The organism is Alcanivorax sp. S6407, assembly GCF_023016115.1.
In the GTDB taxonomy this organism is placed as follows: domain Bacteria; phylum Pseudomonadota; class Gammaproteobacteria; order Pseudomonadales; family Alcanivoracaceae; genus Alcanivorax.
On record NZ_JALKBH010000001.1, the window covers coordinates 539,867 to 553,975 of the forward strand.

Genomic DNA, 14,109 nt, shown 5'->3' on the forward strand with positions numbered 1-14,109 from the left:
CGCCAAAGGCCGGTAAGGACTGACGCCGGGCAAAACTGTTCAAAAATCGTTCCACTGCTGCCGATTTTTTGGTCACCCCCCGTTCACGAGAATCATATCAGGCCGTTTTGGCATCAGAAGTAAACACGGCAGCAAATTTCATCTCAATACTATTGCCTGAACCAGGAATACAGCGCTAAAAGTAAACGCAGTGTTAACCCGGAGAATAACAATGGCACAGCCCTACAGCACCGTTCCTGCCAACAGCCACCTGAAGGCCATTCCCGGCAATCGTGGGCTGCCCGTGGTTGGTATGACACTGGCGCTGATGAAAGACCCGGTTAACATCATGCGTAAACGCTACGAGCGCTATGGCCCAATCTCCTGGACAAGTGCTTTCGGGCTGCGGATGGTCTACATGATGGGCGCGGAAGCCAACCAGTTTGTCATGCTCAACCGTGGCGATCTGTTTTCCAATCATGATGGCTGGGACTATTTCATCGGCAAGTTCTTCCACCGCGGCATCATGTTGCTGGATTTCGATGAACATAAATGGCATCGCAAGATCATGCAGCAGGCGTTCAACCGGGATGTGTTGAAAGGCTATCTGCATCGCATGGGGCCGCACATCGAAACGGGTATCGAGGATTGGCACAAGGTGCCGGACTTTCATGTGCTGAATGCGGTGAAACAGCTCACCCTGGACCTGGCGACGGATGTGTTCATGGGCTATGAACTGGGCCCGGAAGCGGATTCCATCAACACCGCATTTATTGATACCGTCCGTGCCGGCACCGCATTGGTGAGGGCCAATGTGCCCGGTGGCCGTTGGGCCAAAGGCCTGAAGGGCCGCAAGGTACTGGAGAAATTCTTCCGCAAGGAACTTCCGGCCAAGCGCGCCAGCAAGGATTCCGATCTGTTCAGTGTGCTGTGCCATGCCAGCACAGAAGATGGCCATCAGTTTTCCGACAATGATGTGGTCAACCACATGATCTTCCTGATGATGGCAGCACACGACACCTCCACCATTACGCTTTCCACCCTGTTCTATTACCTGGCCAAAAACCCGGAATGGCAGGAACGCCTGCGAAAGGAAAGTCAGGCGCGGAACAAGACCTGTATTGAATATGAAGATCTGGCCAGGCTTGAAGGTATCGGCATGGCCATGAAGGAGGCTCTGCGACTCTGCGCACCGGTTCCGTCGATGCCCAGGCGAACGGTGAAAGATGTGGAGTTCAATGGCTACCTGATTCCGAAGGGGAGCTTTATCACCATTAGCCCCTACTTCACTCACTTCATGGAAGAATACTGGCCGGAACCGAACAAGTTCGACCCGGGACGTTTCAGCGAAGAGCGCCGCGAAGACAAGGTTCATCCCTACGCCTGGGTACCCTTCGGTGGTGGCGCACACAAATGCATCGGGCTCCACTTTGCCGAAATGCAGGTCAAGGCTATTCTCCATCAGGTGCTGCTCAAATACCGATGGAGCGTTCCAGCTGGATATGAGATGCCTGTGGATCTGACCAGTCTGCCGGTGCCCGGGGATGGGCTGCCGGTGAAACTGGAAAAGCTCTGAGAGCAGTACGAGCTACGAGTTGAAAGTTGAAAAGATCAAAGGCCAAACCCTGATGGACTTCAAGGGTTTGCTTTCTAAACTTGCAGCTTGCAACTCGTCACTACTCCCTTACACCTAAAGATCACTTGCGGTCTTGGCCGGCCCGTTCATAAACCTGACTCGTAGGGCGGAAATTGGCGAAGGCCAATCTCCGCCATCAGCACCCACGAAAAAGGCGGAGATCGGCCACGCCGATTTCCGCCCTACGTTTGGAAGGCACAACTACCTTAGACTTTACCTCCAATGCCCTGTAGGAGTGGTGGTTTGCTATGCCTCCGGGTGCGACCACGAAAGCCCTTCGCGCCGGAACCACCGCTCCTACCCATGACGACCCTTAACGCTGTGGGAGCTTGCCTGCAAGCGAATCAACAACCTTTCGCTTGCAGGCAAGCTCCCACAACAACACATTACATCATTAGTGTGGACGGTTTACCCTCTGTGCTCACCGTGACCTCTGTAGTGAAATCGCCTCTGATCAGGCGGTAACCAATTCCCCCTGACGCAGGGTCACCAGTTCTTCTGCTGCTGTGGGATGAATACCGACGGTGGCGTCGAAATCTGCCTTGGTGGCGCCCATCTTGATGGCCACGGCAAAGCCCTGGGTGATTTCTGCGGCATCTTCACCGGCTATATGCAGGCCAACCACCCTGTCACTGGCATCGTCCACAATCAGCTTGATCATGGAGCGCACCTGCCGGTTGCCCAGCGTATAGCGCATGGGACGGAAGCTGCTCTTGTACACCCGGATGGTGCCGCAATGGGCCAGAGCTTCTTCCTGGGTCATACCCACGGTACCAATGTTCGGATGGCTGAACACCGCGGTAGCAACATTGCGATAATCCAGCGGCGCCAGAGGCTTGTCCTTGCCATACAGATAGGCTGCCAGCCACATGCCTTCCGCCAGGGCCACCGGCGTCAGCTGTAGACGATCAATGACATCCCCCAGGGCAAACAAGCCCTTGATACTGGTTTCGTAGTGTTCGTCGACGACAATGGCACCACCATCGTTCAGCGCAGGCATAGCATCTTCCGCAAACAGGTTATCCAGTAGCGGCACCCTGCCGGTGGCGTAGAACACCTCATCGAATTCAAACTGATCCCAGGTATCAGTAAACAGCTGCTTGCCGCCCTCGCCTTGCTCGATACGGATCACATCGGTATTGAACCGCAATGTGGTGCCATGCTCGGCCATCTGTTCGGCGACAAATTCCCGGATGTCCCGATCAAAACCTCGAAGGAACAGTTCACGGCGATAAAACTGGGTCACCTCACAGCCTAGCCCTTTGAGGATGCCCGCGAATTCAGTAGCAATATAGCCACCACCGACGACGGCGACCCGTTTCGGCAACTTTTCCAGATAGAACAGATCGTCAGAAATCCTGATCAGGTCATTGCCGGGAAACTCCGGCACAAAGGGTTTGCCACCCACCGCTACCAGAATCTTGTCTGTGGTAACGATACGCTCGCCTACCGATACCTTTCCGGGGCCTTCCACACGGCCATGACCTTCGATAATGGTCACCCCGGCCTGATCAAGAATGCGTCGATAAATGCCGTTGAGACGTTCGATTTCACGGCTCTTGTTATCACGCAGGGTTGCCCAGTCAAAATCCCAGCCCGAGACGGAATAGCCATAATCCTCAGCCAGGGCAAATTCATCCGGAAAGTGGGAGCCGTAGGAGAACAGCTTTTTCGGAACACAGCCTACATTCACACAGGTGCCGCCAAAGAATCGCTCTTCTACAATGGCCACTCTGGCGCCATGTCCGGCTGCCATACGTGCCGCTCTCACACCACCAGATCCTGCTCCGATGACGACCAGATCAAATTCGCTTGTCACACGCGACTCCTGAAACTTGCAATGAATTCGTTGGGACAGCCTGTCACTGCCCCGGATGATTGCCATTGGATGCAGTAGTAGCAGAAACGTTACGGATTCCTGCCTGCCAGCGCACGGTGACCGGCTGCTCGCTGGGCCGGCCATGCTCCAGATGGTAGCCCGGCGTCACTCCCGGCCACAGATAATCCAGCGGAATGGATTCACCATTGCTGCTCAGCATACGCGCATGATGCCGTTTAAGTTGGCGAGGCTCTGTCACGCCGCATGAATGAGCGATGGTTTCCACTTCCTTGACCAGATTGTCATGAAAATGCGCCACCCGCTCTGCCTTGTCTTCCGGTATCAGCCCACGCTGTAACCGGGGATTATGGGTAGTGACACCGGTTGGGCAGGTATTCTTGTTGCATTGCAGCGCCTGAATACAGCCCAGTGCAAACATATACCCCCGAGCAGACACACAGAAATCTGCCCCCACGGCGATGGCCCAGGCCACCATGCTGGGATTGATCAGTTTCCCGGAGGCAATGATACGAATGCGGTCGGAGAGCCCATAACCATCGCGAAGATCGACCACCTGTGGCAGCGATTCCGCCAGATACAAACCCACGTCATCCATCAGTGACATGGGCGCCGCGCCGGTACCGCCATCGCCGCTATCAATGGTGATGAAATCGGGAGCGGACTCCGGGCCGCGCTGATGCACCGCCAGAAACAACTCTTCCAGCCAGTCAGAAGCGCCCAGTACAAACTTGATCCCGGTGGGTTTACCGGTGACACGGCGGACACGATCTATCAGATCCAGTAGCGATTCCGCATCATGGACATCCGGCTGGCCATTTGGGCTGATGGAGGCTTCCCCGGCGGTAATGCCACGAATGGCGGCGATTTCTTCCGTGACCTTGTCCGCAGGCAAGATACCGCCCTTGCCCGGCTTCGCGCCCTGGCTCAGCTTGATTTCGAACATCTTCACCTGCTGATGGGCTGCAATCGCACGGAGCTTTTCATCATCCAGGTTGCCGTCGTTGTCCCGTACCCCGTAGCGGGCGGTCCCGATCTGCATCACGATGTCACAACCACCCTCCAGGTGGTACGGTGACAGCCCACCCTCACCGGTATTCATCCAACAATTGGCCGCGGCGGCACCGCGGGATAGCGCCTTTACCGCCGGCCTGGAGAGCGCTCCGAAACTCATGCCGGATATATTGAAAATACTGCGCGCCACATAGGGCTGCTCACAGTGCGGGCCAACCATGATCGGCAGGGTCTCGGCAGCGTTGCGCTCCAGAGTGGGATAGGGGCAATTCATGAAAATGACCCGCCCTGCCCCGATCTGCTTGGTGGAACCAAACGCCGAGGTGTTACTGAGGTTCTTGGCGGCACGGTAGACCCAGCTGCGCTGGGCGCGGTTGAAAGGCAACTCTTCGCGATCCATGGCAAAGAAGTACTGGCGGAAGAATTCGCCCATATGTTCGAAGAAATAACGAAACCGGCCCACCAGAGGAAAGTTTCGCCGGATGGCGTGCTTTTTCTGGAAAAACCGGTCCTGTACCCATAAGCCCAGAGCCACCAGCGTCAGTAACAGCACCAGCACCAGAAACCCCAGCGCCAGCCAGGCAATGATCCCGGTAAGCCAGGGTTGCAGTTGTTCCGGAAACATACACGCTCCTTGTGAGAATACGAACGGCGAAAAAATGACCACCGGTATTGGGCCCTAAGGGCTCAGGTTGTATGATGGTAGACCGTCTTTGTGAACGTTGGCACTGCCATATTGCCATTCTATCGGGCAAAACTGGGCCATCAATGGGGCAAAGACCAGAATCGGGGATAACGCCTTTTTCTACGGGCGCAAAATAATCAAAGGCTTCGGCCACCAATAATCGGGTACAGGCAAGATGAACAAGCGCACTCTGCTGGCGCTGATGGTCAGCGGCACTCTCGGCGTGACAGGCACGGTCTGCGCAAGCGATATCTACAAATATCGTGCGGCGGACGGCACCATCCTGTTCACCGATCAGCCCCAGGAACGGGTTGGCCGGGACCATACCCTGCTTTCCGTGCGCAAGGGCTGGAGTTACACCCCGCGAGCCCTGACAGCCACCGAACGTGACCGCTACGACAGCATGATTTCCCTTGCTGCCTCCCGATTCGATGTGGAACCGGCACTGGTCAAGGCAGTGATCCATGCAGAATCCCTGTTTGACCCCAAAGCCATTTCCCGGGTCGGCGCCCAGGGCCTGATGCAGCTGATGCCCGAGACCGCCACCTACCTCAAGGTCTCCAACCCCTTCGATGCACGCCAGAACATTTTCGGTGGCACCCAGTTCCTGGCCTACCTGAAAGGCAAGTTCAGTAGCCTCGACGACATACTGGCTGCCTACAACGCCGGCGAAGGCAATGTCCGTCGCTACGGCGGCATCCCGCCGTTCAAGGAAACCCAGGCCTATGTGCGCAAGGTGAAGCAGCTCAAACAACGCTACGCCGGCCACTTCTCGAAAGGCATGGGCGAAGAGGAAGTCGTCGCGGCGCGGTGAATCCAGTTTAAAGTTGAAAGTTCAAAGTTGAAAAGCGCGGCCAAACTATTCGTGCTCTATTGTGCCGTGCCCGCGATTTTTGGCTTTCAATCGCGAGACACCGAAACATGAAACACTATAAGCCTTTCATCGCGTTTAAACTTTGAACTTTCAACTTTTAACTCGTCCCTAGGCCTCCACCCCCAACCACGGCCCATCGAAATCAATCCGATACTGCTCAAGCCGGTAATTCGCTGTGAGGCATTGCCCGGTGCGCAGGGAGAATTCCATCCCGTGGCCAGGACAACGCAGCTGGTTGCCTGAGACCGTACAGCGATCAAGGGGAAAGTCTGCATGGGGGCAGCGGCGTTGGACCAGCCAGGTCTGACCGTGTTCGTGAATCAGCAACAGCTCCTCACGCCCTACCCGCACCGGCATGCGCAGGCCGTCATAAAGGTCCATGGTTCTTACCAGACGATGAAACATGCACACCCTCCCGTAGAATGGAAATAGCTGCGAGAGCCGATCGCCACCATCACTGCCACACGCCAACCAGCACCATTGACTTGCTGGTATACCCTGAAGAGTACAGAAAGATCCTACTGCCTGCTGTCTTGAACCAACCTGATTCGTAGGGCGGAAATTGGCGAAGGCCAATCTCCGCCATCAGCACCAACCCAAAGGCGGAGATCGGCTCACGCCGATTTCCGCCCTACGCTTCAAAGATACAACAACCTCAAAGGCTGACCCACCACCTGTAGGAGATTCTATGTTGTCCACCCCTTTTATGCGGCGGGTGAAGGCATGTAGTCGGTACGGTTCTTCATCAACGCGAAGGCGATACGGACCAGCTTACGTGCGAGGATGACCAGGGCCTGTGTTTTCGCCAGGCCACGGTCGAGATACCCTTGGTAGACACCCGCCCAGCGGGCGCTTTTGCGGGCAGCCATAGCTGCACAGTAAAGCAGTCTACGGGTCTCTGAGTCGCCTTTCTTGGTCAGCTTTCGTTTTCCCGTTCTGGTGCCGGAGTCCTTTACGTGGACATCCATCCCCAGGAAGGCGACGAAGGCGTCGCTGTTGCGGAAGTCTCCTCGCAGGAAGGTCATGACCAAGGCGTAAGCCGTCAGATCGCCCACCCCTTCCAGAGATTTGCAGCGTTGTACCTGATCGCAGAGCCCGGCCTCTCTTACGGTGTTGCGAAGATGCTTCTGGATTAGTGTATCCAGACTGTTGATCTGTGAGATCAGCCTTTTCAGACTCGCCTTAAGGACCTTTTCGCCACCCAGGCTCTGCTGGATCATGGTGCGTGCCTTGATGAGCGCGGCGCGACGGCGCAGCAGTGTCTGCAGTGTTCGATACGCCTTGGGTGGCGGGCTCCAGCGGCGTAGATCCTCTTTTTCTCTCTGCAAATGGCGGGCGAGCAGCTGGGCGTCAGAGGCGTCCGTTTTGGCTCGACCCCCTGTTCCCTTGCGGTAGCTGCTGAGCCGTGAAGCATCAATGACGTAAATGTGGTGCCCTTTGGCATGGGCCAACTCGATGACTGCCATGTGGTAAGTCCCTGTGGCCTCAATGGCGATCTCACAGGGGCATGGCAGGCTCTTGAGCCAGTGCTTAATGGCTTTGGGGGTGTTCTCAATGGTGAGCGTCTGGCCCTGGAAATGGATGACCAACTCGGCCTTGGCGACGTCGATGCCGACGATGGATCTTGCTACTTGCATTGCCACTGAACTGCCCCTTGAGCTAGGTTACACATGCTTGTCGGGGCGCACCTGAACGCTGGCTTGCTAGTATCGTCGGTCTGAGGTGCGACTCAGCCGATGGATTCTTTATCGGCGTATGAATAGGTGCGGGGTGGGGCCAAATCTCCTACCGTCTGTACCCTTAGGTCAGATGCACCTTTGGTCCCTCCACCCCGGCAAGTCCTGCATCGTTGCAGGAGAGGCATTCAAACATACAAGCTCCCTTCCAGGGGGCGAACCTCGCGAAGCGAGGCGACCGTAGGTAGAAAGTCAGAGCCGGTACATTCAAGATCCGCAGGTGTCGAGTTTCGAAAATCAAAGGCTAAACCCTGATGGTCTTCAAGAGCTTGCATTTCGAAACTCGCTTCTCGTGACTCGCCACTATCCCATTGCCCTGAAAGATCGCTTGCAGGCATAACCTGAAGGTCACAGAGAGCTCCTACAGTAGAGGCCATAACGTAAAAAGCCCGCATAAGCGGGCTTTTTACTGTGCGGTTAAGCACGAGACGGGTCAAGCAAGACTTATTCGCCGTGCTTTTCCGCCAGGTAGAACCAGGTATCCAGTACTGAATCCGGGTTCAGGGACACAGAAGAAATCCCCTGCTCCATGAGCCACTTGGCCAGGTCAGGATGATCAGACGGGCCCTGACCACAGATACCGATGTACTTGCCCTGGGCGTTACAGGCGTCGATAGCCATCTTCAGCAGCTTCTTCACCGCCGGGTCACGCTCATCGAACAGGTGGCTAACGATACCGGAGTCACGGTCCAGGCCCAGGGTCAGCTGGGTCAGGTCGTTGGAGCCGATAGAGAAGCCATCAAAGTTCGCCAGGAACTCTTCAGCCAGCAACGCATTGGTGGGCAGCTCGCACATCATGATCACACGCAGCTCGTTCTCGCCACGCTTCAGGCCGTTCTTGCCCAACAGATCAATCACCTGCTCTGCTTCACCCACGGTACGCACGAAGGGCACCATCAGTTCCACGTTGGTGAAGCCCATCACGTCGCGCACCTTCTTCATGGCGCGGCATTCCAGCTCGAAGCAATCGCGGAAGTTCTCGCTGATGTAACGGCTGGCACCACGGAAGCCCAGCATCGGGTTTTCTTCTTCCGGTTCGAAGTGCTTGCCGCCGATCAGGTTGGCATATTCGTTGGACTTGAAGTCAGACAGACGAACAATGACCTTCTCCGGGTAGAAAGCAGCAGCCAGGGTGGACACACCCTCAACCAGCTTCTCCACGTAGAAGTCCACCGGGTCACCGTAACCGGCGACACGCTTGTCGATGTTCTGCTTGATGTCCTGGGGCATGGTGTCGTAGTTCAACAATGCCTTCGGGTGCACACCGATCATGCGGTTGATGATGAACTCGAGACGCGCAAGACCCACACCCTGGTTCGGCAGGCCGGCGAAATCGAACGCACGATCCGGGTTGCCCACGTTCATCATGATCTTGAACGGCAGCTTGGGCATGGAATCGATGGAGTTGCGCTGAATATCGAACTCCAGCTTGCCTTCGTAGATGTTACCGGTGTCGCCTTCCGCACAGGAGGCAGTCACTTCCATGCCATCCTTGAGGATGTCGGTGGCGTCGCCACAACCCACGATAGCCGGTACACCCAGCTCACGGGCAATAATGGCCGCGTGACAGGTACGACCACCACGGTTGGTCACGATGGCAGCGGCACGCTTCATCACCGGCTCCCAATCCGGGTCGGTCATGTCGGTGACAAGGACATCACCGGGCTGGACCTTGTCCATTTCCTTGATGCTGTGCACCACACGAACCACACCAGCACCAATACGCTGGCCAATGGAACGGCCTTCTACCAGTACCTTGCCGGTCTGCTTGAGCAGGTAACGCTCCATCACGTTGGCATCGGAACGGCTCTTCACGGTTTCCGGACGGGCCTGCACGATATACAGCTTGCCGTCGTCACCATCCAGCGCCCATTCGATGTCCATGGGCATGCCGTAGTGCTTCTCGATCTCGATGGCCTGATGGGCCAGGTTCTCGACCTGCTCATCGGTCAGACAGAAGCCCATGCGCTCTTCGCGATCCACATCGACGATCTGTACGGATTTGCCGGCAGAGGCTTCGGCGCCGTAGATCATCTTCTGCATCTTGCTGCCCAGGTTGCGACGCAGCACGGCAGGCTTGTTGTTCAGCAAGGTGTTCTTGTGAACGTAGAATTCGTCAGGGTTAACTGCGCCCTGCACTACCATTTCACCCAGGCCGAAAGACGCGGTAATGAAGACCACATCCTTGAAGCCAGACTCGGTGTCCATGGAGAACATCACACCGGCGGCGCCGGTTTCAGAGCGCACCATGCGCTGGATGCCCGCGGAAAGGGCGACCAGCTTGTGATCAAAGCCCTGGTGGACGCGGTAGCTGATGGCGCGGTCATTAAACAGGGAGGCGAACACTTCCTTCACGGCCACCATGACGCTGTCGATGCCGCGGATATTCAGGAAGGTTTCCTGCTGACCGGCAAAGGAGGCATCCGGCAGATCTTCAGCGGTAGCAGAAGAACGCACCGCCACCGGCAGATCGGCATTACCTTCACCGATTTGCTCGTAGGCGTCACGAATGGCGTCTTCCAGTGCAGGCTGGAACGGCGCATCGATCACCCACTGACGGATTTCCTGGCCGGTCTTGGCCAGCGCATTCACGTCTTCCACATCCAGCGCGCTCAACGCATCGTTGATGCGCTGGGTCAGGTTGTTGTGCTCGAGGAACTCACGGAAGGCTTCAGCAGTGGTCGCGAAGCCGCCGGGAACGGAGACACCCGCTGCCGACAGATTGCTGATCATTTCGCCCAGGGAGGCATTCTTGCCGCCAACGTGCTCTACGTCGTCCTTCCCCAGATCCTGAAACCAGACTACATATTCCGCCAAGGTCGTCTCCTTAAATACGTTTATACCGGGTAAATCCTGGTGATGTGGAAGCGCCCGAATCCGCACTGCCCAAGGGCCCTGGACCCCCATAACGAGCTTGCTGCACGGTGCTCCCCGGCGTTGCCGGATCAAATCGAGCCGACATTCTACTCAAAACCGTCACGCTTTGCCTGCCCTTCACGCGAAAATGCACCCGACTTTCGGCCATCCGGGGCCTGTAAAGAAGGGGGCAACGAGCCAGGCGCCGTATCCCCTTGAAATTGCAGGGTTAATGGTCGCGTTACGGAAGGTCGCGGAGTGTAAAGGCAACATCCCGCTACGACAACGGCCATTTTCCTCAAAATGACCATCATTTCGGTGGCAAGCACCGTGCTGAGACACTAGACTGCCATGACAAAACAACGACTTAGCCTCGCACCTGGCCTGACAAATGCTCCTGAGGGAGCTAGCCTGCAAGCGATTCGCCTGAATACAGGCACAAACTCGTGAGTCAATGTCACGCCACCCCCGGGCCGAGTCGCCAAAAAAGACAGACCACGGCGAACCCATCATGACCCGAACAGCCTTCTACCTCTCCGACGGTACAGGTATCACCGCAGAAACCCTGGGCCACAGCATGCTCAGCCAGTTTGGTGACATCCAGTTCATGCAAGTCACCCTGCCCTTCGTACAATCGGACGAGCAAACCCGGGAAGCCGTAGAAAAGATCAACAAGGCCTTCGACCAGGATGGCGCCAAGCCGATCGTGTTCTCGACCCTGGTCAACAGTGAACACCGGGAGATCCTGCATGGCTGCAAGGGAATGGTGCTGGACCTGTTTGGCGCCTTCCTCAACCCGCTGGAAGCAGAGCTGGGGATGCGCTCGAGCCACAAGATCAACCAGAGCCACGCCATCCGTGATGCAGACTCCTACCGGATCCGCATCAACGCCGTGCACTTCGCCCTGGACAACGACGACGGCGCCCGTACCCGCCACTACGATCAGGCGGACATCATCCTCATCGGCGTGTCCCGCTCCGGCAAAACCCCCACCAGCCTCTACCTTGCACTCCAGTTCGGCCTGTTCACCGCCAACTATCCGCTCACCGAAGACGACTTCGACGACCTGCGCCTGCCCAAAGCCCTGCAGGAGCACAAGAGCAAGCTGTTCGGCCTCACCATCAACGCCGAACGCCTCAGCGCCATCCGCAGCGAACGCAAAGCCAACAGCAAGTACGCCTCATTGCGTCAGTGCGATATGGAACTACGGGCACTGGAAGCCATGTACAACAAGCACAATATTCCGTACCTAGATGCGACGGAGCTGTCGATTGAGGAGATCAGTACGCGGGTGTTGGCGATGAAGGGGTTGCAAAGACGACTTCAATAAACCGGCTTCTGCGAAGCGATGGTTCACAGGGATTGCATAGGGCATACCCCTTTTCGCATTGCAATCATCGCCCCTGCAAACCGGGTGTCAGGCCTGCTCGCTCCATCTTCAAATGGGAAATGGGAGACCTGGCCCCGAGGGCATCCATACTTCAGCCCAAGATCTCTGTGGGAGCGTGCTTGCACGCGAATGAAGCACATCGGTACAAAGGCTTCGCGTGCAAGCACGCTCCCACAAAAAAATTACCACGGCGTAATCGAACATCACCGCCCCTCCCTTGCGGCCCATTCGTTCACAAGCAAACTTGCACGGCAAATCATGTGGCTGGCGCATCATCGTCAAATTTGCTTTTCGTCCACACCAACAGCGCACTTTTTACCTATAAAGCAAAAATAATAGCTACCAGGGGCACCACTTTTGTATTATGGTGCATAAATGAGCAATTATTGTACCATTCAGCTATTCATCGCCAATCAATGGCACGACGCCGCGACAGTCACACTGACCGACGATGAACAGCTGGGCTGGAAGGCTGCCACCCACTCGGGTTATACACTCGACCATGTCCTTGGTTTTCAAGGGCGTCAGGACGCTCACGCCTGCACAGTCCGCTGGCCGGTCAGCATGGACCTCCTCATGCACGATAGCTGGCCGCCGTTCTTGCTGGACCTGCTGCCTCAGGGTTTCGGAAGGCAGGAATTGCTCCGCCAACTGGGCTTGCCAGAAACTGCCACCTTTTCTGCAGACTGGCCACTACTGTTAGCCGGAGCCGGCAACCCCATCGGCAACCTCAGAATCAAGGAAGCGGCGGAATACCTGGACAACATCAACACGCCAGCAACCGGCTTTCGTTATCAAGATGTGGCCAATCGCCACGAAGACTTTATTGAATACCTGGCCGGACACGGCCTGTTCGTCGCCGGCTCCTCCGGTGTTCAGGGGGAATGGCCCAAGGTCCTGCTGACGGAAGCGGATGATGGCTTGCTGTATCTGGACCACACCCTGCCGGATGAGCGCGCTCGTAAACACTGGCTAGTCAAATTCCAGCGTCACAACCAAAGCGACCTGAAACTGATTCTGGAATGTGAGAACCACTACATGACGCTGGCAAAACATCTTGGCCTGCGCGTTCATGGTCAGTTGGAAACGCACAATGGAGCACTGTTCATCCCACGCTTTGATCGTCTCTGCAGCGGTGGCAAGGTTATCCGCCAGGCCCAGGAAAGCGTGGCATCACTCTGCCAGAAGGCCGGCTTTGGGCTACGTATGACACACAACGAAGTCTGCAAGGCACTGGCAGCCGTCTGCACCGAGCCAGAAAAGGAAATTGCTGAATATCTCAAGCGAGACATCGCCAATATTATCCTTGGCAACAAGGACAACCACGCTCGAAACACGGCGATCACCCGCACAGCGGAAAACCGCATTGCCCTCACACCATTGTTCGACTTCGCGCCCATGTACCTTCACCCAGAGGGAATAGCCCGCACTACCCGCTGGGAGCGGGATGACAATGGCCAACCAGAATGGGGCAGCGTCATCGCTCAGGCAGCCCAGGCCAGCGGCCTCCCCGCTTCCAGCCTTGCACAAAGCATCAAGGAAATGGCGCTACCGCTCACCACACTGGTTGAAGAAATGCACAATTCAGGCCTGCCGACCGACCTGATCGCTCGCACCGACCGGCTGACGCAAGGCGTCCTGAATACATTCAAAGAGCTATAAATCATGGATAAACGCCACACAGAGCTCTCCCCCCAAGAGCAAATGGCTCGCAGAGAGTCTCTCTACCAATCCATTACCGAACACCCCGGCCTGCCTCTGGCAGAAGTTATAGCCCGAATCAGAAAAGAGCTGCTGCTCACACTGGAAGAAATGAGCAGACTGACCGGCGTATCCGTGCGGGTGATCCATAGCATCGAAAACCAGCAGGCCAACCCGACCCTCGCCACAGCCGAGAAGTTATTAAAGCCGTTTGGGTTGCGTATGGGGGTATTTCGATAGCTCCGGCCGTTTAGATCTCCGTGGAATGGCGGATCCAGACACTTCCCTTGGGTATTTGTAGTGGAACCAACGCTCAGGATGAGAAGAATGGGTGATTTTTTGTGGGAGCGTGCTTGCACGCGAAGTTTTTTGGCGAGGCTGGGAAAAGCTTCGCTTGCAAG

The 14,109-nt window shown here is 56.3% G+C and carries 10 protein-coding genes; 5 read left to right on the forward strand and 5 right to left on the reverse strand.

Annotated features, from left to right (window positions below):
- Nucleotides 1-211: 211 nt before the first annotated feature.
- Entirely contained in the window at nt 212-1,555 is a 1,344-nt protein-coding gene (locus tag MWU49_RS02425; protein WP_246967622.1) for a cytochrome P450, read from the forward strand.
- 514 nt (nt 1,556-2,069) lie between these two features.
- Here MWU49_RS02425 and gorA read toward each other — a convergent pair.
- Nucleotides 2,070-3,434, reverse strand: coding sequence for a glutathione-disulfide reductase (gene gorA / locus MWU49_RS02430; RefSeq protein WP_246967623.1), 1,365 nt, complete (start codon nt 3,432-3,434; stop codon nt 2,070-2,072).
- A gap of 43 nt (nt 3,435-3,477) precedes the next feature.
- Entirely contained in the window at nt 3,478-5,091 is a 1,614-nt protein-coding gene (locus MWU49_RS02435) for an FMN-binding glutamate synthase family protein (protein WP_246967625.1), read from the reverse strand.
- A gap of 235 nt (nt 5,092-5,326) precedes the next feature.
- On the opposite strand from MWU49_RS02435, the gene MWU49_RS02440 reads away from it, so the two are divergent.
- Complete coding sequence (locus tag MWU49_RS02440; protein ID WP_246967627.1) at nt 5,327-5,965, forward strand: lytic transglycosylase domain-containing protein; 639 nt, start codon at nt 5,327-5,329, stop codon at nt 5,963-5,965.
- 168 nt (nt 5,966-6,133) lie between these two features.
- Here MWU49_RS02440 and MWU49_RS02445 read toward each other — a convergent pair whose 3' ends face one another.
- From MWU49_RS02445 to ppsA, 3 genes are all read right to left on the reverse strand, one after another.
- Nucleotides 6,134-6,430: a Rieske 2Fe-2S domain-containing protein gene (locus MWU49_RS02445; protein ID WP_246967630.1), complete on the reverse strand. Its 297-nt coding sequence runs from the start codon at nt 6,428-6,430 to the stop codon at nt 6,134-6,136.
- Between the two features lie 299 nt (nt 6,431-6,729).
- The gene (locus MWU49_RS02450) at nt 6,730-7,662 is read right to left on the reverse strand and encodes a transposase (protein ID WP_246968070.1); all 933 of its coding nucleotides are present in this window, start codon (nt 7,660-7,662) and stop codon (nt 6,730-6,732) included.
- A 543-nt stretch (nt 7,663-8,205) separates the two neighbouring features.
- Nucleotides 8,206-10,578, reverse strand: a complete 2,373-nt coding sequence (ppsA, locus tag MWU49_RS02455) for a phosphoenolpyruvate synthase (RefSeq protein ID WP_246967633.1) — start codon at nt 10,576-10,578, stop codon at nt 8,206-8,208.
- A 550-nt stretch (nt 10,579-11,128) separates the two neighbouring features.
- Here ppsA and MWU49_RS02460 point away from each other — a divergent pair.
- The 3 genes from MWU49_RS02460 to MWU49_RS02470 all read left to right on the forward strand — a co-directional run bounded on the left by MWU49_RS02460 (nt 11,129) and on the right by MWU49_RS02470 (nt 13,948).
- Nucleotides 11,129-11,947, forward strand: coding sequence for a pyruvate, water dikinase regulatory protein (locus MWU49_RS02460; RefSeq protein WP_246967636.1), 819 nt, complete (start codon nt 11,129-11,131; stop codon nt 11,945-11,947).
- A 435-nt stretch (nt 11,948-12,382) separates the two neighbouring features.
- Nucleotides 12,383-13,669 carry a HipA domain-containing protein gene (locus MWU49_RS02465; RefSeq protein ID WP_246967639.1) on the forward strand — a complete coding sequence of 429 codons (1,287 nt, stop codon included), beginning with the start codon at nt 12,383-12,385 and terminating at the stop codon, nt 13,667-13,669.
- A gap of 3 nt (nt 13,670-13,672) precedes the next feature.
- Nucleotides 13,673-13,948: a helix-turn-helix transcriptional regulator gene (locus MWU49_RS02470; protein ID WP_246967641.1), complete on the forward strand. Its 276-nt coding sequence runs from the start codon at nt 13,673-13,675 to the stop codon at nt 13,946-13,948.
- Nucleotides 13,949-14,109: the final 161 nt, after the last annotated feature.